The organism is Winslowiella toletana, from assembly GCF_017875465.1.
GTDB lineage: Bacteria > Pseudomonadota > Gammaproteobacteria > Enterobacterales > Enterobacteriaceae > Erwinia > Erwinia toletana.
Map to the genome: position 1 here is coordinate 1 of NZ_JAGGMQ010000001.1, position 22,728 is coordinate 22,728.

Annotated in this window: 19 protein-coding genes; 4 read left to right on the forward strand and 15 right to left on the reverse strand. The window is 53.0% G+C overall.

Annotated features, from left to right (window positions below):
- The 7 genes from arnT to J2125_RS00035 all read right to left on the reverse strand — a co-directional run.
- Window positions 1–1,215 (reverse strand): lipid IV(A) 4-amino-4-deoxy-L-arabinosyltransferase (arnT, locus tag J2125_RS00005; protein ID WP_209499423.1); only part of this gene is annotated, 1,215 nt, incomplete at its 3' end.
- Window positions 1,212–2,114: a 4-deoxy-4-formamido-L-arabinose-phosphoundecaprenol deformylase gene (arnD, locus tag J2125_RS00010; protein ID WP_017799952.1), complete on the reverse strand. Its 903-nt coding sequence runs from the start codon at window positions 2,112–2,114 to the stop codon at window positions 1,212–1,214. The genes arnD and arnT, both read right to left, overlap by 4 nt.
- On the reverse strand, window positions 2,111–4,093 hold the full coding sequence (arnA, locus tag J2125_RS00015) for a bifunctional UDP-4-amino-4-deoxy-L-arabinose formyltransferase/UDP-glucuronic acid oxidase ArnA (RefSeq protein ID WP_017799951.1): 1,983 nt from the start codon (window positions 4,091–4,093) through the stop codon (window positions 2,111–2,113). The genes arnD and arnA overlap by 4 nt, the downstream gene beginning before the upstream one ends.
- Window positions 4,093–5,073 (reverse strand): undecaprenyl-phosphate 4-deoxy-4-formamido-L-arabinose transferase, encoded by a 981-nt coding sequence (arnC, locus tag J2125_RS00020; protein WP_017799950.1) that lies wholly within the window; start codon window positions 5,071–5,073, stop codon window positions 4,093–4,095. The genes arnA and arnC overlap by 1 nt, the downstream gene beginning before the upstream one ends.
- On the reverse strand, window positions 5,074–6,210 hold the full coding sequence (gene arnB / locus J2125_RS00025; RefSeq protein WP_017799949.1) for a UDP-4-amino-4-deoxy-L-arabinose aminotransferase: 1,137 nt from the start codon (window positions 6,208–6,210) through the stop codon (window positions 5,074–5,076). It lies immediately after the preceding gene.
- 648 nt (window positions 6,211–6,858) lie between these two features.
- Window positions 6,859–8,496, reverse strand: a complete 1,638-nt coding sequence (gene eptA, locus J2125_RS00030; protein WP_017799948.1) for a phosphoethanolamine transferase EptA — start codon at window positions 8,494–8,496, stop codon at window positions 6,859–6,861.
- A gap of 132 nt (window positions 8,497–8,628) precedes the next feature.
- Window positions 8,629–9,600, reverse strand: coding sequence for a LysR substrate-binding domain-containing protein (locus J2125_RS00035; RefSeq protein WP_017799947.1), 972 nt, complete (start codon window positions 9,598–9,600; stop codon window positions 8,629–8,631).
- A 216-nt stretch (window positions 9,601–9,816) separates the two neighbouring features.
- Between J2125_RS00035 and J2125_RS00040 the strand changes: the two genes are divergently transcribed.
- Both J2125_RS00040 and J2125_RS00045 read left to right on the forward strand, forming a co-directional pair.
- Window positions 9,817–11,007, forward strand: coding sequence for an MFS transporter (locus J2125_RS00040; protein WP_017799946.1), 1,191 nt, complete (start codon window positions 9,817–9,819; stop codon window positions 11,005–11,007).
- A gap of 64 nt (window positions 11,008–11,071) precedes the next feature.
- The gene (locus J2125_RS00045; protein ID WP_017799945.1) at window positions 11,072–11,944 is read left to right on the forward strand and encodes an MBL fold metallo-hydrolase; all 873 of its coding nucleotides are present in this window, start codon (window positions 11,072–11,074) and stop codon (window positions 11,942–11,944) included.
- Window positions 11,945–11,952: 8 nt separating this feature from the next.
- Here J2125_RS00045 and J2125_RS00050 read toward each other — a convergent pair whose 3' ends face one another.
- The 8 genes from J2125_RS00050 to J2125_RS00085 are packed head-to-tail and all read right to left on the reverse strand — an operon-like array spanning window position 11,953 to window position 21,015.
- Window positions 11,953–14,376 (reverse strand): MFS transporter, encoded by a 2,424-nt coding sequence (locus J2125_RS00050; RefSeq protein WP_083865618.1) that lies wholly within the window; start codon window positions 14,374–14,376, stop codon window positions 11,953–11,955.
- A 44-nt stretch (window positions 14,377–14,420) separates the two neighbouring features.
- On the reverse strand, window positions 14,421–15,518 hold the full coding sequence (locus J2125_RS00055) for an ABC transporter ATP-binding protein (protein ID WP_198510878.1): 1,098 nt from the start codon (window positions 15,516–15,518) through the stop codon (window positions 14,421–14,423).
- Between the two features lie 5 nt (window positions 15,519–15,523).
- Complete coding sequence (locus tag J2125_RS00060; RefSeq protein WP_017799942.1) at window positions 15,524–16,615, reverse strand: extracellular solute-binding protein; 1,092 nt, start codon at window positions 16,613–16,615, stop codon at window positions 15,524–15,526.
- Between the two features lie 50 nt (window positions 16,616–16,665).
- Complete coding sequence (locus tag J2125_RS00065) at window positions 16,666–17,460, reverse strand: ABC transporter permease (RefSeq protein WP_017799941.1); 795 nt, start codon at window positions 17,458–17,460, stop codon at window positions 16,666–16,668.
- Entirely contained in the window at window positions 17,457–18,407 is a 951-nt protein-coding gene (locus J2125_RS00070) for an ABC transporter permease (RefSeq protein WP_017799940.1), read from the reverse strand. The genes J2125_RS00065 and J2125_RS00070 overlap by 4 nt, the downstream gene beginning before the upstream one ends.
- Window positions 18,408–18,439: 32 nt before the next feature.
- Window positions 18,440–19,207, reverse strand: coding sequence for a LamB/YcsF family protein (locus J2125_RS00075; protein WP_017799939.1), 768 nt, complete (start codon window positions 19,205–19,207; stop codon window positions 18,440–18,442).
- Between the two features lie 42 nt (window positions 19,208–19,249).
- Window positions 19,250–20,260: a 5-oxoprolinase subunit C family protein gene (locus tag J2125_RS00080; RefSeq protein ID WP_017799938.1), complete on the reverse strand. Its 1,011-nt coding sequence runs from the start codon at window positions 20,258–20,260 to the stop codon at window positions 19,250–19,252.
- Window positions 20,257–21,015 carry a 5-oxoprolinase subunit B family protein gene (locus J2125_RS00085; protein ID WP_017799937.1) on the reverse strand — a complete coding sequence of 253 codons (759 nt, stop codon included), beginning with the start codon at window positions 21,013–21,015 and terminating at the stop codon, window positions 20,257–20,259. The genes J2125_RS00080 and J2125_RS00085 overlap by 4 nt, the downstream gene beginning before the upstream one ends.
- Window positions 21,016–21,105: 90 nt before the next feature.
- On the opposite strand from J2125_RS00085, the gene J2125_RS00090 reads away from it, so the two are divergent.
- Together J2125_RS00090 and J2125_RS00095 are read left to right on the forward strand one after the other, a co-directional pair.
- Complete coding sequence (locus J2125_RS00090) at window positions 21,106–21,315, forward strand: hypothetical protein (RefSeq protein WP_157819430.1); 210 nt, start codon at window positions 21,106–21,108, stop codon at window positions 21,313–21,315.
- Window positions 21,316–21,499: 184 nt separating this feature from the next.
- A complete protein-coding gene (locus J2125_RS00095; RefSeq protein ID WP_071590492.1) occupies window positions 21,500–22,723 on the forward strand; it encodes a LysR family transcriptional regulator in 1,224 nt (407 codons plus the stop codon).
- Window positions 22,724–22,728 lie beyond the last annotated feature (5 nt).

The window sequence follows — 22,728 nt, forward strand, 5'->3', positions numbered from 1 at the left end:
TACCACCTTCAGGCTGATAAAACCCGCCAGCGCCCAGCCAGCGAAGGAGAGTATGGCCATTGCCAGCGCCAGCATTTCATGCGCCCCATACAACGGGTGATGGATAATCCCCCAGGGAGCCAGCGCCAGTAACAAGGTAAGGACACAGGCCAGGCCAAACAGAATATTAATCCACGCATTCACTTTCAGGATGCGGCTGCCTTCGCGTGCCAGCCGACAGCCATACGCGGCCATCAGCAGGGCCAGCGGTGCAAAACACGGCAGAATATAGGTCAGCAATTTTCCTTTCGCAATACTAAAGAAAAGTAACGGAACGACCACCCAACTCAACAGATACAATCCGCCGGCAGATTGCTTGCGCTCTCGCCAGCCCTGTTGCAGCGCGCCTGGCAATAATGCCAGCCAGGGCAGCGCGCCCAGCAACAGAATCGGCAGGTAATACCAGACAGGCGCTTTATGCTGGGCGTCCGATTCGGCAAAGCGCCGGATATGTTCGACCCAGAAAAAGTAGTGCCAGAAGTCAGGTTGTTGTCGATGGATAGCGATCGCCCAGGGGGCGCTCAGCAGCGCGGCGCTGACGACCGCCAGTGGACCGTAAACCAGCAGTTCGCGCAAGCGATGCTGCCAGATCGCCCAGGGCGCAATCGCCAGCACCGGCAGCGCCAGTGCCAGAAAACCTTTGGTCATAAAGCCCATACCGCAGGTCAGGCCCAGCAACAGGTAGCGCAGCACCCGCTGCTTTACCGTTGTAGCCTCGCTGGCAAACCAGTAACTGCACATGGCAGCAATCATCCACATCGCCAGCATCGGGTCGAGCACCGCATAACTGCCAACACCATAGACCAGCAGCGATGTCAGAAAGATTATGCTGGCGGTCAGCGCCACGCCGCGTTGCGGGAATATACGCCGCCCCAGCCAGTAAACCAGCAGCGCACTTATCAGCGTAGAGAACACGGAGCCGATGCGCACCGCAAAATTGTTGTGGCCGAAAATCGCCTGACCGATATTGTTAAACCAGTAACCGGCAATCGGTTTCTCGAAATAACGTAAATCAAAAAAATGCGGTGTGATCCAGTTGCCGCTTTGCAGCATTTCGCGGCTGATTTCAGCATAACGCGTTTCGTCCGGCTGCCAGAGATTACGGAATTCAAGGGGAATCAGATAATAGAGGATAAAAAGCAGTGCAAGTATCAGGCTCTTATTGGTTGTCGTCATTCCATTAACCCTGTCAGTTGTTCACATCCCAGCCACCCTTCACGACCGGCAATATGTCCGCGCACGATTTTTCCACTGGGCAGCGTTGCCAGGTCGTCCGGCAAAAGTTCACTAAGTGGACAAAAATGCAGCCCCTGCTGCCTGCCACGTTGCAGTAATTCCGCAAAGGCGCTGAGCTGGCTGATCCCCTCCACTTCCGCATGAATGGTATACACCGGCGTACCACTGTCGGCCTTAATCCGCGCCAGCAGGTAATCGTTGAACTGACCAGCGCTGATGGCCGGACCAACCACCTCATCCCAGGTGGGTAATGTCACCGGGATCTGCACCGTTCCCAACTGACCATTGCCCAGAATCGGTCGAAAGGGCATCGTGCCACGGCAGTCGCTGTTATAACGAAAACCGAATCCCTGCTTCACTTCAACCACCCGGCCATCGGCACGCCAGCCCGCTACCGCCGAACAGGTTATGCTCTGTCCGACAATCGCTTCCAGCGCATCGCGCCCCCGCGCAATATGCTGCTCAAGCTGCTCTTTCGGCCAGACGCCTGCCCAGGTTTGCCAGGCAAAGTGGTCCCAGGCATGCAGGCCGACTTCGTGATGATCGGCCGTCGCGCTGATGATATTGCCGAGGCCCTCACCGATCAGCCTGCCCGGCCATGCCGTGCCCGCGAGCAGAATATCCCAGCCATAGAGCGATGCGGCGCGCGAACGCAGCATTTTCCACAGGAAACGTGGCTTCAGCAGACGCCATAAATGGCGTCCCATATTGTCCGGCCCCACACTAAAGAAAAACGTTGCCTGGAGATTATGCTGACTGAACAGATTCAGCAGCGCGGGCACGCCATATTGTGTGCCGCGCCAGGTATCGACATCGACCCGCAGACCGACTTTTCTCATTGCTTATCGTCCGGCAGCTCAACAGTACGCAGAAAGAAATCAAGCGTGTTATCGATGGTGGTGCTCATTTCCACCGTTGGCGTCCACGCCAGCAAACGTCTGGCGTTGCGGATTGACGGTTTACGGTGTTCAACATCCTGATAGCCTTTACCGTAGTAACTGCTGCTTTCAACTTCGCGGAAACCGGCAAACGGCGGGAAACTGGCGCGCAACGGGTGACGTTCGAAGCTGGCCAGCAGGCGCTCAGCCAGCTCCTTAATACTGGCTTCATTCTGCGGATTACCGATGTTAATAATCTGCCCGTCGCAGTTATTGTTTTGGTTTTCGATAATACGAAACAGCGCTTCAACGCCATCGCTGATATCGGTGAAGCAGCGTTTCTGGCGACCACCGTCAATCAGTTTGATCGGCGAGCCTTCAACCAGATTCAGGATCAGCTGAGTGATGGCGCGCGAACTGCCGATGCGCGCGGCATTAAGGTTATCCAGACGTGGCCCCATCCAGTTAAACGGACGGAACAGCGTAAAACGTAACCCCTCTTTCTCGCCATAAGCCCAGATTACGCGGTCCAGCAGCTGTTTCGACACCGAATAAATCCAGCGCTGTTTGTTAATTGGCCCGACCACCAGATTGGAATGATCTTCATCGAAACTGGCATCGGTACACATGCCATACACTTCCGAGGTCGATGGGAAAATGATGCGTTTCCTGTACTTGACGCAGTCGCGGATAATTTTCAGGTTCTCTTCGAAGTCGAGTTCAAAAACACGTAGCGGATTACGGGTGTACTCGATTGGCGTGGCGATCGCCACCAGCGGCAGAATCACATCGCATTTTTTAATGTGATATTCGATCCACTCGGAGTGAATGCTGATATCGCCTTCAACAAACTGGAAGCGCGGATGGCCGATAAAACGGCTGATCGCATCGGCGCTGATATCCAGACCAAAAACGTCAAAATTGTCGTCCTGTAGCAGGCGCTCGGTCAGGTGATTGCCGATAAATCCATTTACGCCAAGGATTAACACCCGCGTGCGGCGTTTAATCGCCGTCACTGGCTGAGAATAGAGCAGCGCGCCAGCAACCATGCCGAGGCTTTGCGCCAGCTGGCTGCCATTCACATAGACGCCATTATCTGTTTGCCCCGTCAGCACTTCCAGCGCGCCTTCGCCACAGGCAATAACGAACGGATCGGCGGATAATACGGTGCCGGGTTTGGCCCGGGTATTATCCGGCAGCACTTTTGCTTTCCAGACAACAAACTTCGCTGTACCGGCAAAGGCAAACGCGCCAGGCCACGGCTGGGTTACGGCGCGCACCAGATTATTAATCTGCCGGGCAGGCAGTGACCAGTCGATACGGCCATCTTCCGCAGTACGACGGCTGACCACGGTGGCATCCGCCTCAATTTGTGGCGTGCCGGTAAGGCGATCCTGGCTGATGCGTGGCAAGGTGGTTTCCAGCAACTCGCGCGCGCATTGCACCAGCTTATGATGCAGGGTGAGCGCATTGTCTTCATCTGTAATGTTCACGCTTTGCTGAGCAATAATCTCGCCAGCATCCGCACGTTTCACCATGCGGTGCAGCGTAACCCCCGTCTCTTTCTCGCCATTCAGCAGCGCCCAGTTGAGTGGCGCGCGGCCACGGTATTTCGGCAACAGCGAACCATGCAGGTTAAATGCGCCGCTCTTCGCGCTGTTAAGAATCTCATCGCACAGCAGGTTGCGATAATAAAAGGAGAAAATAAGCTCCGCTTCCATCGCTTTAATGCGATCAATCCACAGCGGATGGTTGACGTCATCGGGCGCATACACCGGAATGTTGTTTTCCGCCGCAATCCGCGCTACCGAACCAAAAAAGGGATTTTCAGACGCCGAGTCGACATGGGTGAAAATCGCGCTGATGGAAAAACCAGCCTGCAACAACGCGTTGATACCTGCACAACCCATGTCGTGATAAGCAAAGACAATAGTTTTCATTACTCGGTTTCCTGTACTGAAGCGTCGGTCTGAGGATGGATAACGCGTTGGATAAAATAACGGGGTCTGGCGCGCACATCGTTATAAATGCGGCCAATATATTCGCCGAGCAGCCCCATGCCGATAAACTGGGCACCGGTGAACATAAACAGTACGGCGAACAGCACAAATACGCCGTCGCCTGCCCATGCAGCGCCAAAGAACAGGCGCAACACGATCAATACCAACGAGAAAGCAAAACCCGCCAGCGCAATCAGGCTGCCAAGCACGCTGAGCATGCGCAGCGGCGTGGTCGTCAGGCAGGTCACCAGGTCGTACATCAGGTTAATCAGCCGCATAAAGCTGTATTTAGAATTGCCAAACTCGCGTTCCGCATGCGTGACCGGCAGTTCAATCGTCCGCCGTGCAAAGGTGTTGGCAAGAATCGGGATAAAGGTGCTGCGCTCATGGCAGTTGAGCATGGCGTCGACGATATGGCGGCGATAGGCGCGTAGCATACAGCCGTAATCGCCCATGGCTTTGCCGGTTACCCGCTGGATAAGATGGTTAATGGCGCGCGACGCGCGGCGGCGGAACCAGCTGTCCTGACGGTTTTGTCGCACAGTGCCCACCACGTCATAGCCTTGCTGCGCGGCGGCCACCAGACGGGGGATCTCTTCCGGTGGGTTCTGCAGATCCGCATCCAGCGTGATAGTCAGATCGCCGCTTACATGGCTGAAGCCCGCCATAATCGCTGAATGCTGACCATAATTGCGGTTAAGCAGCACAGCAACCACATGGCTGCCCGGCGCGTTCGCCGCAGCGGCGATCATCTCTGCTGAAGCATCCTGGCTGCCATCATCCACCAGTAAAATTTCATACGCCAGCTTAAGGCTATTACAGGCTTCACTGGTGCGACGAATCAGCTCCGGCAAGCTTTCCTGTTCGTTATAAACCGGGATCACTACCGACACTTTTTCAATCTTTTTATAATCAGTCACTTAAGCTCCTGCAAGGCCGCGCAACGCCGTAATTACGCGTTCGACGTCACTGTCAGTCATATCGGGAAATAGCGGAATGGAACAGATGCGTTCACTGTTCCATTCGGTATGTGGCAACGAGAGGTGTGGATAGCGCACGCGGTAATATTTGTGGGTATGTGCGGCGCGGAAATGCAGGCCGGTGCCAATATCCTGCGTTTTTAACGCCTGCATCAGCGCATCGCGCGAGATGCCGCAGGCCGCTTCATCAACGCGAATAATAAACAGATGCCAGGCATGCTGATGTGGCCATTCCGGCAACGCTAATGGCCTGAATGGCGTCTCTTTTAGCGCCTCAAGGTAGCGCTGAGCGATAGTGGCGCGACGCGCATTGATTTCAGGCAGCCGGGCCAGTTGCACTAAGGCGATGGCGGCGCTGATATCCGGCAGATTGTATTTGAAGCCTGGTGTAATCACTTCCGCCTGCGGCTGACGACCATGGGTCTGCCGATCAAAAGCATCGACACCTAAACCATGGAATTTCAGCATGCGGATGCGGTCGGCCAGCACCGCGTTGTCGGTAACAACCAATCCCCCTTCCGCGCAGGTCATATTCTTGATGGCGTGAAAAGAGAAAATGGCGATGCCGCGCTCGCCGACATGGCGTCCCTTATACCCGGTCCCTGCTGCGTGCGCCGCATCTTCGATAACCGCAATGCCGTGACGCTCACCGATGGCCCGAATGGCGTCCATATCCGCAGGCGCGCCAGCGTAATGTACCGGAATAATCGCTTTGGTTTTGGCGGTAATTGCCGCTTCAATCGCCTCAGGCGTCACCATCAGGTTTTCGCGGTCAACATCGATCATCACCGGCGTCGCGCCCAGCAATGTGATGATGTTAAGCGTGGAAACCCAGGTGAGCGACGGCGTAATGACTTCATCGCCCGCGTTAATATCCAACGCCATCAGCGTGACATGCATTCCTGCCGTGGCGGAACTGACGGCGATAGCGTGTTGATTGCCGGTTAGCTGGCAAAAGGCGCGCTCAAGTTCGGCACACTTTGGCCCGGTGGTAATCCAGCCGGATTCAAACACCTCCAGCATCGCGGCCAGTTCCGTTTTACCTAACGCCGGTCGGGAAAAAGGAAGAAAAGGCATTCAGAAATTTCCTTAATGTATTTATCTCTTCAATTTAGCAAAAAATGCTACACCTGATCTATAACTCAGACCCAAAACACACCTGCAATGCAATTTCCAGGTAACAGGTGAGCATCTCAGTTGTTGATAACAGAGACAGAAGCCTTAAAAACTCTGACCGATAAACGCATTATCAGCAGAGGCTACATCCAATAGCATAGCGACCGTTCCTTAACTGAACATTAAACTTAACCAAGTTAGTTAAAAACTCACCAAATTTATAAATTAGTGATATTTATCATCATATTATATAAATGACATATCAAAAATGATGGTAATGAGATTATTTTTTAAACTTTTCTGACGATCGACCTTGTCGCAGTAAACGAAATTATTTTACAAATTAACACTGGCGGCAGAGGTAATTTGAGACGTTTGTGAATGACTAAAAAATTGATGGTGCAGGCTGGTGAGGGATGTCTGACAGGGATGAAAGCTAACGATTTCAGCTGTGAAAGTGCACTTAATACCTTTACGTAACTACTAAATTTTTCTTACCTTGTAGAAAGTAATTGTAAATTTAATGGAAACCTCTGCAATGAATTTTTTTGCGCCTCCGCTAAAGGCCCTGCAACAGCAGGGCATCATCTTCGACAATCAGGATTTTATTTAAGGTTGACTCCGACATGCCGTCAGGATGTCGTCAGCAGGTTGATACTCTTTGGTTACCGTACCGGTTAAGCCCAGCATGGTTGAAAACAGATTGTCCTGCGAGAACTCGCCTGACTTCGCCAGATTATTCAGGCACTGGCTGTTAACCGCGTAACGTTGCTGATAATCAGGAGAGAGCCAGATTAACATTGGTACATGTTTCTGCACCGCTGGCGCAATGGCGTACGGCAAACCATGCAGATAGGCGCCATTTTCCCCCAGCGATTCGCCGTGGTCTGAGAGATAAACCAGGCTGGTGGTAAACTGATCCTGATGCGATTTCAGCGTATTAATCGCTTTATCGACGATATAATCGATATAGAGGAGGGTATTGTCGTAAGTATTGATCAGCTGCTGCTGCGAACACTCCTGAATCTGATTAGTATCACAGGTGGGGGTAAATTTACGGAACTGTGGCGGATAACGGCGCCAGTAAGTCGGCCCGTGACTGCCGATGGTGTGTAATACAATGACGCCATTACCTTTTAAATTCGCAATGTACTCTTCAAGACCATGAAAGAGTACGTCATCATAGCACTCCCCATTAATGCACATATCCGGCAAGTTCAGGCTGGTCACATCCTGATGCGGCACGCGGTCGCAGGCGCCTTTGCAACCACCATCGTTATCATTCCACAATACATTGATGCCTGCACGTTGCAGGATATCGAGTAACCCCTCCTGATGTGCGGCGAGAGCATCATCATAATGCGCACGCGGCATATTGGAGAACATACAAGGTACCGAGACCGCGGTTGCCGTACCGCAAGAGGTGGTGTGTGGGAAATAAGCGACATCCTCTTTTGCCAGCAGTGGATTAGTTTCACGCGGATAGCCACCAAGTGAAAAATTATCGGCGCGTGAGGTTTCACCGACGATCAGAATAGTCAGGTTTTTCTTACCCCTGGTCATGGCAGCAGATTGATGCGCATCTTCGCCAATCTTCACTAATGGCATATTCGCCATACGCTGATGCGAATAATAAGACCATGAGGCCACAATGCTGTTCGACGGAGTTAACGATTTCACCAGCTCTTTATTATTGCGAAACAGCGAGGCGTAATCTTTATAGAACAACAGCGCCACCAGCAGAATAAGCGCGACAGATATCGCCACATTGATCAGCCGGTAAACAGCGCTTTTCCAGACAGGCTGGCTCTGTTTAATGCGGATCCAGAATGCAATTATCACCATCAACACGCCAGTCAGCAACAGCGTGATAACCATCTTCGGCGTCAGCAGTGCAAAGGTTTCCGAGGCGGTAGTATCCAGCATATTGGTGATCATTGAACGGTCGAGAACAATGCCGTAGTTCTGGATAAAATATTGCGCCGTAGCGGATACCAGAATAAACAGCGCAATCAGAATACGATCAAGCCAGAAGAAGGAAGCCAGCGTGGTAATAATATTAATCACACTAAAAGCCACCACCGGCATCGAGAGAAATACCAGTGTATTGTGCAGACTATCCAGCGGCATATCCGCCAGTACCTGGCGGTAATAAGCGAAGTTCAGAAAAACAGCGATATAAACCGAAAAAAGAATCAGGAAGGAGACACGGCTTAGCGTCGGTCTCTTCAGTGACAGCAAATTCATCGTAAAGGGCCAGTTAATAAAACCAGTCCTTAATTTTGCATTTCAAGCTTAGGAGAACATTAAGAAACGCCAGAATTAACCGTTGGAGCATAAGCGCAGGCGAATCTTAATCTCCCGGTTCTCCGCCCTCTTTTATCGACTTACGCTAAGTGAAAATTCACTATCAGGCCTGCAACCCGAAACGTTTAAAGCCTCCGCGGCAACCTCAATAAACAGTTGCCGGAACCAGGCGGCGCTTCCCTTTACATCATCAACTTTGCGATAAAGCATTGAGATCGGCTCAGCCGGAAAGTCGAGGGGCGGAGAGCTGACACTCAGGCCATACAGCTGCGCCATACAATGCGCCACTGTCTCCGGAACAGTAGCTATCGCTGGCACTGCCTGCAATACAGGGCCGACCGCCGAATAGCGCGATACGCTGGCAACCACCTCACGCTTTATTCCCGCGTGTTGCAGAAAGATATCAACATCTCTGGCATCATTGCCCGCGGATGACACGATGACGTGCGGCTGGCTGGCATACTCATCAATACTGAGCGGCAAAGTAAGTTTCAGCCGTTGGGGATCGTAAAGGCACTTCAGATGCTGCTCAAATAACGGCTGGCGGATATGCCAGGATGCCGGTTCCCCATGCACAGCAACACTGAAATCATATGCCCCCTCCTCCAGCAGCTGTACCGAATCACGCTTAGTCGCGGCAACCGCCACCACGCGCGCATGCGGCGCTAACTCGCGAACCCGCGCAGTTAATACCCCGAAAAAGGCCATCTCAAGGTTATCGCATAGCCCAACGCGAAACTCCCCTTGCCAGCTTGCCGGATCGAATGCATCTGGCGGTTGCACCGTACGCTCAATCGTGGCTAACGCTCTTGCGATATCCGGTGCAATCGCCAGAGCACGGGGCGTGGGCTGTAACTTTCGCCCCACCCGGATAAACAGCTCATCGCCCAGTGCTTCGCGCAGACGGCGAAGAGCACTGGAGAGCCCAGGCTGGCCGATAAACATCCGCTCTGCCGCGCGGCTAACGTTCAGCTCTTCCATCAGGATGGAAAAGGCATACAGCAGGTTCAGGTCAAGATTTCTTAGCGTCGGTGTTTTCATCATTTTCAGAGATAGTTGGTATATCTGATATCAATTTCCCAGATGTCATTCAATTCGTCAATATCCCTCCATCGCCCGACAGCTTATAACCGCCCGGCTTACTCCCCGACGATCAATCCCGTCCAGCCTGCGGATAAAAGGAGGTTTTATGCTCAAATTTCACACGACCACTCAATCCCCGCATCAGGGATTCACCTTCACTTATCCGGAGGTCGCGTAATGACCGTTCCTGCTGGCAACCCCGCCGCAAAGCTACCAGACGGCCGCGACCTCAGTCACGGACAGGTGCTGATGATGTCCGCCGCGACCGGAATCGCCGTTGGCAGCCAGTATTACAATCAGCCTCTGCTGGGCATGATCGCTGATGATTTTGGCGCCGCCTCCGGCCTGGTCGCCACAACAACCCAGATCGGCTATGCCCTCGGCCTGATCCTGCTGGTGCCGCTTGGCGATAAGCTGGAGCGGCGCGCGCTGATATTGCTTCAGTGTCTGGGCCTGACATTAGCGATGGTGGCTGCCAGTTTTTCCCCAGGCTTGTACAGCCTTGCCTTCTTCTCCGTGCTGATCGGCGTGTTCGCTACCATCGCTCAGCAGATGATCCCCCATGCCGCCGGACTCTCATCGCCCCTCCAGCGTGAACGCGTGCTTGCCACCATTACCAGCGGCCTGCTGGTGGGCGTGCTGCTGGCACGCACCGTCAGCGGCTTCGTGGCGGTCTGGTATGGCTGGCGTTCGGTCTTTCTGCTGGGCGCGATGCTTTCTGTACTGATGATGGTATGTCTGGCGATAAAGTTGCCGCGCAGCCTGCCGGAATCCCGACTGCCCTATCACCAGTTGCTGCGTTCGTTGTGGGTTCTGGCGCGCAACGAGCCGGTGCTCAGAAAGGCGGCGCTGACCCAAAGCCTGCTCTTTTTCGCTTTCAGCGCATTCTGGACGATTCTGGCTTTGCTACTGCAGACGCCCCGCTTCGGGCTGAACAGCAGCATTGCCGGCATGTTCGGCATTGTGGCGCTGGCTGGCGCCGTGCTGGCGCCCTTATGTCTGCGCATCGCGGGCAAACAAGGTCCACAGGGAGCCGTACGTCTTGGTGTCCTGCTGGTGGTCGCCAGTTTTCTGCTGATGATACCGATGGTGAGTCTTGCCGGGCTGGGCATCGGCGTGATTCTGATGACCACTGGCCTGCAAGTTTCGCTCATTGGTCATCAGACTATGGTGCTTGGCGCGGCAGGCAGCGCCCGTGGTCGCTTTAATACCGTATTTATGGCTGCGCAGTTCGCTTTCGGCGCCGCCGGCTCAGCGAGCGCCAGCGTTGCCTGGGAATATGGCGGCTGGACAGCGGTGATGATGATGTCGGCCACGTCATCACTTCTCGCTTTGTGCTGGCAGTCGGCCCGCGATGCAAAACCTTAAAGACAACAACTCTGACGGGCACAGCTGCCCCATCCATTTTTTTTGATACCACCAGGAGCATCACATGACTGAAGAACATCAGATTGGCGAATTTACCCTTATTACCTTGCTGGATGGGATTTTCCTTTGCGACACCGATTTTATTCCTGCATCCAAATCCAGCGCAGGAGAAGCGCTGTTCAAAAGTGTCGGACTGCCTGCCAGCGGCCCATCGCCGGAACCCATCAACGCTTTTGCCCTGAAAAAGGACGATCAGCTGTGGCTGATTGACGCCGGGTGTGGCAGGCAACTGGGGCCACGCTTTGGCAAAGCACCGGCTGCACTACAAAGCGCAGGCTTCAGCCTCGATCAGGTCGGGGGGATTATACTGTCCCATCTGCATGAAGATCATATCGGCGGGTTAATCAGGGAAGACGGCACAGCGCTTTATCCGCAGGCCACCCTGTATCTGTCACAAGAAGAGCTGGCATTCTGGACCAGCCCAACTTCAGCGGAACACTATCCACAGCTGGCGCAGACGGGGCTTTTCACGCTGATCGCTACAGTGCTACAGGCTTATAACGGCTCGATCACAGCGGTTGCCGCGCGCGGAGAGGTGATCCCGGGTGTACATCTGGTTCCGCTCTATGGCCACACACCCGGCCATAGCGGCATTGAAATCAGCGCTGGCGACCAGCGTTTACTGATCTGGGGAGATGTTATCCATTCGACGTTGCTCCAGTTACGCTATCCTCACTGGAGTATCGGCTTCGATATCGATCCCCCTCAGGCGCTGGCGACCCGCGAAAAGTTGCTGGCCCGGCTGGCGACTGAAGACACCCTGGTCGCAGGCCCGCATGTGATGGGCATCGGCAAGATCCGCGACTGCTGTGACGGCGGTTATCGCTTGCATCTGCATCGCCGGCGTTGTCCGCTTAAGTCTGCAGTCGCGCAGTAGCGGGGACATCAGATTGATGAAAAAGCTGAAGCCGTCGTACTGCCGTTAAACAGGGCTCCGGCCATCGGTGGAATAGGTGACAGCGGCACGCCATCGCGTTCAAATCCCGCGATATTGCGCATGACCAGGGTGACACCGGTGCGTTGTGTCTCGATGGAAACCCCCGCTGTATGAACGGTGAGTACCGTTTTATCAGACAGGCGTAACGCTTGCGGAATAGCAGGCTCCGTTTCGAAGACATCGAGTCCTGCGCCACCAACCGCACCGTTGTTTAACGCAGTAATAAGCGCTTGTGTATCAACGATACTGCCGCGTCCCACATTGACTAAGTAGCCCTGGCTACCCAGCGCATCCAGCACCCGGGCATTAACCGCATGAAATGTCTCTTTACCCCCCGGCGCACAGCAGATAAGGAAATCAACCTGACGCGCCAGTTCTTCAAGCGAATCGATATATTGCCAGGGAAGCTGCGGCTTGGGTGTGCGGCTATGGTACATAATTTTAAGGTCAAATCCGGTTGCCCGGCGCGCAATGGCTTCACCGATCTGCCCCATACCAAAAATGCCGATTTTTTTGCCAGCGACCATCGGGTATGGCGAGAAATCGGTACGCCATAAACCATCACGCGCTTTGCGGTCCTGCAGGCTGATTCCCCTGACAATATCCAGCAACAAGCCCATCGCCTGGTCGGCAACCGCCGCCGCGTTGTCACCCGCCCCGTGAGAGACATAGATGCCGCGCCCACGCGCAACCTCATGATCAACATTTTCAAAACCGGTTCCGGCACAGCAAATCAGTCGTAATGCGGGCATCAGACGCATTTGCGCGCCGCTAAAGCCGGTAAAGCCGGTGGTGACCACATACTTCACGCGCTGCAAAACCTCTTCAGATAACGATTCGAGGCCCGTTGATGCATCATGGACGGTCGCGTGCTGACGGAGCAATGCCAGATATTCAGGCGCTTCGTACAGCATAACGATTTCGGGTTTATTGCTCTGATTCATTGGCGTTAACTCCATAATGATTGAACCGCTGCCAGCCATCTGCGGCCTGCGGCTGCGTTTACGTAAACTATAAAATCCGGCCACCACGGCGAATACGCTGGCCGTGATGCCGCTTAAAGGTAATGCCAGACTGAAATCCGCCATCAGTAGCATGGCGGCCACCGCGCTGCCCAAAGACTGCCCCACCATCCTGGCCGTGCCAAGACTGCCGCTGGCAGAGCCGGCGCGCCCTTGCGGAGCCGCTGAGAGCAGCAGGCGATTGTTCGGCGTCTGAAATAAACCGAAGCCCAGCCCGCAAAGTATTTGCGACAGGATGATTAACACCGCAGAACTCGCGGCAGACAGGAAGACCAGCATAAATACCCCAACGCCAAACAGCGTCAGTCCATATACACATAATTTCTTGGCCGGGACAGACTCTGACAGCGCGCCAGAAGCTAATGCCGCCAGCATCGAACTGGCTGGCCAGGCCGCCAGCAACCAGCCAATCTCAGCAGCAGATCGGCCGGTCTCATGAGACAGCCAGAATGGCAGGATGGTCAGCACGATAATTTGTGCGCAAAACGCCAGCATTGAGGCGAACACCGAGGCGCGGAAATCGGGGATTTTAAACAGATCAATCGGGATCAGGGGCACGTGGCGGTATTTTTCCCGTCTGATATAGATCAGCGCCATGCCGGTGCCGATAAAAATCATGATTAACGCCTGTTCAGGGCGGATATTTATGGCAGTGAAATTAAGGCCGCTGGTTAATAATGCGAAAGTGACAATATGCAGAGTAATACTTGTCCGGGACAATTTATGGTTCGCCCGGCTGGTGTGCGGAATGGCAAAATAACCAATGGCGCATGCCAGCAGACAAAGCGGTACATTGACCAGAAATAACCAGTGCCAGCTGGAAACCGAGAGAATAAGCGCGGCCACCGGCGGCCCCAGCGCCATCGAGGTTCCCGCCATAAACGCATTAAGCCCCAGCCCGCGGCCAAAGTGCCGACGCGGATAAACAAATCGCAGGATCGCTGTATTAACACTTAATACCCCTGCTGCGCCCAGTCCCTGAATAAACCGCCAGGTTACAACCTCAATCACACCGTTCGAGGCTGAGACCATCAGTGATGCCAGCGCGAATATCAGCAACCCAGGTAAATAGACTCTCCGGTAACCTAAAATCTCCCCCAGTCCTGCCAGCGGCAGCAGCCCCGCAACCATCGCGATCTGATATGCCGACACAATGGCCACGGAATAACCTGGCGCAATCGCCAGGGCTTGCGCCATCGTCGGCAGCGCCACATTCACGATGCTCATCCCCATGGAAGAGGCAGCAGTGGCTAAGGTGATGGTGAATATACACAGCAGCCGGGGGTACAGGCGCAATCCGTCCGCAGAGAGATTCTCCTCTCTGCTTCGCGTCAATTTCAGGTCTTTCATGTCGTTAGCTCAAAAGCGTCTTACGCGGCAAAATAAATTATTATTTACGCATCAGGTAGCAGCCAGGCGCCATCAGTATGCCAGCTGGCGATAACCGCATTGCCTGGCATCAGAACATCATCCACTTTACCGCCAGTACGATTGGGTACGTAGGCTAATAACTTATGCCCGTTAGTTCTGCGCATTTTTATATGCGAGACCTGGCCACGATAAATAACTTCTTCAATCCAGGCCTGCGTCCAGTTATCTGCATTCTGCACCGTACCTTCAGGTTCGATAACAATCGCTTCTGGGCGGACAATAAACGTCATTGAATTTTGCCATGAAACAGCCCCCTGATGGCGTATTTCGCCCCCCCCTTCCAGCGCAATAATATCGGTATCATTATCGCGGCGCGTGACGCTGCCGGTTAAAAAATTAGACGCGCCAATAAAATTGGCGACAAACGCATTTGCCGGGCGGGAATAGATCTCTTCTGGGGTTCCCACTTGCTCAACACGCCCCTGATTCATCACCACAATTTGATCGGCCATGGTTAAGGCCTCTTCCTGGTCATGGGTGACTAACACCGTGGTGATACCGAGCCTTTGTTGCAGCTGACGAATCTCAATCTGCATAGTTTCACGCAGCTCTTTATCCAGTGCGCCAAGAGGTTCATCAAGCAGCAGCAGTGAAGGTTCAATCACCAGCGCTCGTGCCAGAGCAATGCGCTGCTGTTGCCCGCCCGAAAGCGCAGAAGGTTTTCTGTCTGCCACATGCGCCAGCTGTACCAGTTCGAGCGCCTCTTTCACCCTCTTTTCACGTTCGGCTGGTTTAACTTTTTTCATCTTCAGGCCAAATGCCACATTTTCCGCGATGGTCATATGCGGGAACAGCGCATAACCCTGGAATAGCATGCCAATATTGCGCTGATGGGCCGGTTTATCTGTCACCGTCATACCATCAATCACCACATTGCCTTCTGAAGGCGCAGTAAGACCGGCAATCATACGCAGCGTGGTGGTTTTGCCGCAGCCGGAAGGGCCGAGAAAGGCCACTAAATCGCCCTGCTTCACGCGTAAAGTAATATGTTCCACCGCAACGGTAGAACCATAGGTTTTTTTTAATCCCGACAATGCCAGGTCTGATTGCTTGCTCATCATTACGCTCACAGGAAGGTTTGGTTAAATTTGTCGATGATTGCGCTGCGTTTTGGATTAATAAAAGACCAGTCGAGATTGATCATTTTCGCCAGGCTCTCTTCATCGGTTTTAACCAGTTTTGCCACCTCTTCCGATAGCGTAATACCCGGCAGTACTGGTGCGGTGAGTGTTGCATCAGCCATCAATTTTTGTACTTCAGGTGAAAGAATACGATTGATAAATGCAGCGGCTAATTCAGGTTCAGGGGCGTTATTTACCAGCGTAATAGCATTCACGCCAGCAAACGCGCCTTCTTGCGGATCCATCATTTCCAGTGGCGCGCCTTTCACAATATAGGGCAGCACCGATTTAGAATGGTCAGGGCCGCCGATATCTGCCTGGCCTTGCACCACTTGCAGTATCGCGGAACCGGGGTTCTCATGGATGCTGAAAATATTGGGCACCAGTTCCGCCATGCGCCCCCAGGCATTATCGATATCGTACTGGGCCTGCAACGGGGGTTTTCCGCTCACCTGACTGGCCGCCATGGTTAAAATGGCGAGTGAATTCGTCCACTTTGGCGTGACCATAATAAAACGCTTTCTGAATTTCTCATCCCACAAGTCCTGCCAGCTGGTTGGTTTTTCACTGCCGATCGCCTGGGTGTTATACCAGGGCACAATGCGTGAGATGGAAAAGGCGGCGCCATATCCCTCTTCATAGACGTACTGCTTAAAAACCTTCGCAAGGTTAGTCACGCTGTCAGTGGGAAACTGTGCAATCAGTCCCTCACGCCTGGCGATCGGGATGGCAACATCGTCCATCATCGCCACTGATAACTTAGGATGATTTTTCTCTGAACGCAGTCTGGCGATAGTTGGCAGTGTAGTGGTCTGGCTCTGGAATACCTTGCAGCGATAATCTTTTTCAAATTGCGGGATCACCTGGTTAGCAATCACCTCACCCTGAACACCTTCGTATGTACTCACATATAATGTCTTTCCTGCCGCCCATGCATTGCCACGTAATATCACTGGCGCAGCAAGGATTGCCCCGGCTCCCAGCACAAAGTTGCGGCGTGAAATACCCTGTGTTTTGTTTTCTTTTAAATGAGTCATATCAGATATCCAGATTAAATGAATTTGTCAGCCCAAAATAAGTAAAACCGTCAGATCCCCATCGCTTTGCGAATACCGACAAAGCGTTCGAGCGCAAGAATAGTGACGACACTGGTTAATATCATCAGGCTGGAAATAGCCGCAATTGAGGGGTCAAAAACACGCGATAGCGCATGATGTAAATATATCGGCAAAGGTTCGGTACCTGCATCGGCAAGCCAGAATGAAACCGGGAAATCATCAAAGGAGACCAGAAAGGCAAACAGGCAACCGGCAAAAACACCGGGCATAATCTGTGGCAACGTGACATGCCAGAATACGGCGATGGGTGAGGCGCCAAGCGTCGTCGCCGCTTCTTCCAGGCGGTGGTCAATTTGCTTAAAGCTGGCCAGTAAGGTGCGCAGCATATACGGCATAATAATCAGGATATGACCAATATAAAGATTAAGCGGGACCGAATACATCTGCGCGAGCGAGAAGAATTGCAGGATTGCCAGGCCGGTAATCAGGATCGGTAAGATCATCGGTGATAACAGCAGGGTCTCCAGCATCTGGCAGCCGGGTAAATCACCACGATGAATAACAATGGCAGCTGGTGCGGCCAGTAATAGCGCGGTTAATGTCGACGTTATGGCCAGCACCAGGCTGGTGGTAAATGCGTGCTGAAATTTCGCATCGGCAATCACGCGACCATACCATTCAAAGGTAAATCCCTTTGGCGGAAAGGTCGCCAGGAAATTATCTGAAACCGAAATGGAGATCACCACCAGCAACGGCGCCAGCATAAAGATTAATAAAACCGGGGTGATTGCCTTCACAAAACGGCTATTCTTCTGACCATTCATGCGCTGTCTCCTGCGGGCAGTTTCCTGCTAACTACACGCGGTGTGGCTGACGTTGTACTGGCAAATCGCCGGGTCAGCGCATTACCACCAATATGGCCGGCTAAAGCGATGGCGACCATAATAAAGCCGATAGTGGCGCCCATTGGCCAGTCGTAAACGGTGTTGATTTGCTGTTCAAGCAAGACTCCCAGCATCATGCCGTCTGGGCCGCCAATCATTGCAGGCGTAATATAGGATGCCGAAGTCAGCGTAAATACAATCGTCACACCCGCCATCAGACCAGGCAGGCTCAGCGGCAGGGTAATGCGCAGAAATGCCATCAGCGAGGTAGCGCCCAACATTTGTGCCGCTTCAAGATAGCCCGGTTTAATACGCGCCAGAGAACTGGCCAGAGGCAATACCAGCAACGGCAGAAATACATGGGCGGAGGCAATAATAACCGCCCATTTGGTGTTCAGTAGTGTGATAAGTGAGGTAATTCCCAGCTGATGCAGCAGGAAATTCAGCCCGCCCTGCGGTCCGTTCGACAGTAATATTTGCCAGCCATAAGTGCGGACAATCACACTCACCATCAGCGGAGCCACCACCAGAATAATCGTGATGCGGCTCATTAGTTTAGAGCCGTTAGTGATGGTCAGCGCAAGCGGGTACGCCATCAGGATGGAAAGCAGTGATGTGGCTACGGCAATAAACAGCGTCTGATAAAAGATGCCGAGATAAGTCCCCCCGGCAAACAGACGCCGATAATGCTCCAGCGTCAGCGGCAATCCAATCGAACCATTATCAGATTGCGTCATCAGACTGTAACTCAGCAAAATGGCAGCGGGCAGCGCCATAAAAATTAATAAAAAGCTTAACGAAGGCAGCGCCATAATTGCCGCCAGCACCTGCTTTCGTCGGCGCGGATTTACTGAGCTACTTTTTAGCGTGGTCGTTGAAGCGTCCATACGTCGATCCTCATCTGGCGCTGCACGGGTGATTAGTTAAACATTTTGTCGAGCGGCACCACGTTGTGGCCATTCTTCTCGACGGTTTCGCGCACCATGCGGGCAATATTTACCGCTCCCTGGGTATCGCTATGAATAAGGACACAGTTAGCCTCGACCTTAATCACTTTGCCCGATAATGCGGTGACTGTACTGTCGCTGAGAAACTGTTCCATACGTTCTTTAACCGCACCGAGATCCGTAATCATCGCATCAGGTAATTTCCGGCTCACCAGCAATCCGTTATCGTCGTAGGCACGGTCGGCAAAGATTTTGCCGACACAACGCATATTATTATCCCGGGCATAGCGTTCTCCCGACGTATTAACGCTTGCCGCAACAATAATGTCGGGATCGAATGAGCGAAATGCGCCGTAAATGTGTTTCATATAATCCGGATTAGTGCGTTCCATCATGCCCAAAGCGCCATGCCCGCTGGCGTGCGTGACTTTACAGCCCACCGAGTGGGCAATGGCCGCCAGCGCACCAATCTGATACAGCGCCACTTTGCCCATCACCGCGGGATCGATATCCATAGAGACGCGACCAAACCCCCATAAGTCCGGCACGCCGATATGGGCACCCAGCGCCACGCCATTCTTAACCGCCAGTTCTGCATTACGATGCATAATGATTGGATCACCGGCGTGAAAACCGCAGGCTACATTTGCCGAGGAGACGATTTCCATCATCGCTTCGTCGTCACCCAGTGTCCATTTGCCATAGCCTTCACCCAGATCGGTATTGATATCGATGTTCATACGCTATCCTCAGTCATTGAATGCGATTGATATAATTAACGCTTACTTCGGCGTGGCCATTGCGCTGTCGCTGCATTGCCGGCTTCGGATCAGCCAGTGGATATCGCGCAGATATTTGTCGATTTCCGCCTGGGCGATCTGACCGTCTGCCTGAGTGGCAGGTTTAAATTTCAGCACGGTCCCCGGTCGGGCCTGCGCCAGTCGCCAGAGATCGGCTTCAATCACGACGCCCATTTTTGGATAGCCTCCGGCAGAATTGGCATCGGCCAGCTGAATCATTGGCTGACCAGACGGTGGAACCTGAATAACCCCCGTCGCAATACCGTGAGATCGCATTTCAGTTTTCTGCTGGATTTGCATCGGCTCGCCCTCAAGGCGGACGCCCTGGCGATTGCTGGCGGTTGTCACCTTCCAGCCGGCGGAAAAAAAACGCGCTTGTGAATCTGGCGTATAAAGCGGAAATTCTGCGGCAGGAATAACGCGCAGAACAGTCTCACCCGCCTGTGCCCTGTTGTGTATGGCAGCGGGCAGCATACGCGGCGCGGGGACGACGCCAAATTGCCCTTTGATATGGCAGTCAGCTTGCGGGAAACGAATGCGCAAACGATCGCCGGGTTTAAGCACGCGCCCTTCCATACCGCCAAAACCGACCCGCAGATGAGTGGCACGCGAGCCGAGAACCACAGGAACATCCAGTCCTGCACCGGAAAAGGCGATATAACAACGCATCCCGGAACGTCCCGGCACCACGTCAAGCTGCTGGCCGGGTAGTACCGGAAAACTCCACCACGGCGCCAGCCGCATGCCATCCAGATAGATCTCACCATAGGCGCCCGTGACAGCAACACGCATTGGATGGTGAAAGCGCATACGAATCGGCGGCATTTCAATTTCCAGCCCGGCAGCAGTCGGTTCATTGCCCACCAGCAAATTTGCCGTCGCCATTGCCACGCGATCCATTGCGCCACCACGGACAATCCCCAGACTACGTTGCCCTTCCCGGCCCAGATCCTGCACCGATGTAAAAGGGAGTGTTGAGAGAATCTCAATCATGCAATCACATCCGTCAGCAGAAAGCGGATCCTGTCGCCTGGCGACACCAGTTCCGGTGGCTGACGCTGCAGATCAAAGGGGTCGGGCACCACCGGCGCGTGACCAATTGCGTGCCATCCCGTCACTGAATTTTCAGAACGCCCGGCTTTTTTAGGCGGGCTGATATTAGTCTGCGCGCCACCAATCAGTAAGGTGGCGTTGGCTTTGCGGGTGACGGGAACATCCCGGCGTGGCGTGGCAAGCCGTGGGTCGAGGCCAAACAGATATCCGAACCCCGGAATAGTGCCTGGAGCAAATACCACATATTCCACTGCTGAGTGAAGGGTGGCGACGTCACGCGGTGTCATGCCATGCACAGCCGCGAGATTTTCCAGGTCACAACCGTATTCACCGCCATATACCACCGGTATTTCGAGAGCAGTATGGCTTTCCCAGCCAGGACGCAATTCAGCCCATTGATTTAACAGGTATGCCGGCAAATCGTCGCCAGCATTGAGGCTGCCATCAGTAATAATCAGCAGATTATTCATCCCCGCCTGCGCGTCGAGCACAAAATCCTGATTAAGGAGTGAGCGGGTTAATTTCCAGATTTTTTCCTGGGTCGGCAGACACATTTCACCTTCGGCTTCAAATAAAAAACCTGAGCTACCACAAGGCGTTATCCGCGGCTTAACTAATACACCCGATTTTCGTGTTTCGTAATCAGGAGCAAAAAATTCAGCTTCATCCGTTTTTTCTTCAGCGTTTACTGACATCGCATAACCCTTCAATGCAGAGCTTATCCTGATAACCATGGCGACCCGGTAGCGATCAGGCCCCCATCATGGTGCGAAAATCTGAAACTTATGACTCATCGTGGTGCGATTACACGCGATACTAATCCTGAGCGGCACCGCTCACTGATGCCTGCTGTGGACAAAATTACTTATACTTCGCGCATTGATTCCCTCCAAGATTGCAAAATTGCTGCAACTGATAAGTTTTTGACTCAGATGCAAAAATCCCTGCTGAGCGCGATAAAAAACCAATGGCAAGCCACTGTTTTTACAGGTTAATATTTTAATCGCAATGCTTTTCACACCTTATATTCAGCGCCGAAAGAGAGGAGGTATCTTTTGGAGAGAATATTGCATAGTAATTTTATGCAACGCTTTCACACCGTCCGTTCAGTGCAGCTGAATATATTCACGGCATGAAAGTTTTTTGACGGAAAGAATGTAAATTGATGGGAACAAGAGGATGCAAAAAACTGCTTTTCCAAACTTAAGACACATCAATCTTGCGTTAACGATACTGTCAGGTTCCAGCCTGCGTAGCGCCGCAAAACTTTGTAATATGACTCAGCCTGCCGCGTCATTAGCTATTCACTCGTTAGAGGAATTATTAGGTGTAACCCTGTTTGAACGCTCGCCGAGAGGGTTTGTCGCCACCCCGTATGCCAGGGTGATATTGCAACGTGGTAACCGTGCATTCAGCCTGTTAACCGAGGCAATGAGCGTGGCATGTGGTGAAGGTGCAGAGGCAAGTCTTATTGCGCGTAAACTTTTGGGAATGACAACGGCGCAATTAATTGCGATAAGCGCACTGCAATGCGCGCGTAATTTTAATGCTGCCGCCGCAGAGCTGGCTATGCAACCTCAGTCATTAAGGCGCACATTAATAGCACTGGAAGGCTGGTTAGGCTTTCCGATTCTGAAAAGCGATGACACCGGTTTTATCCTGACGCCAAAAGGTCAGCAAGTGGGGCAGCTGATCTCCAGGGCGGTTGCGGAGATTAAATCTGTCAGAACTGAAATTCGTGAGATGGACAGCAAAATTGATGGCACGGTGGTGATTGGCAGCGTACGCGCCGCTGCTTCCCATTTAATCCCCGAAGTGATACTCCGTTTAAATCAGCAATATCCCTGTGGCCGGTTTAACGTTATCCGCGAAAGTTACGACGTGATGATGGAAGGGCTTGAAGCCGCCAGGCTCGATTATGTCTGTACCACCCTGCGACCTAAGCTCTCCCCCGGGCTGACTGGTCAGGTGCTCGCCACTTCGCAACTGCGGGTGCTCTGTTCTGCGAACCATCCGTTAGCAGGAAAAGAGGTTAATATCACCGATCTGATTGACTATCCGTGGGTGGGGCCGACGGGCGAGACCGAAGCGGCAATGACTTTCAGGCAACTGTTTGAGCAGCAAGGGCTTACTCCCCCTGAATTTGCCATTGAAACGTTTGCTACCGAGTGGACACAGGATTTGGTGATGCGCAGCAATTATCTGTTACTGTGCCGGACCACCCCCTTTAGCGGAGAAATCCCGCCTTTAGGCATGGTCTATCTCAAAGGTATTGTGATTGGCGACCCCCACCCCATCTGGTTAATTCACCGCAAAGACTTTCGGCCAACACATTTTCAGACCACCTTTGAAAACATTTTAAACTCGGTGTGCAACGCTTCCCCTGTATTGCTGACAGGTTAACGGAT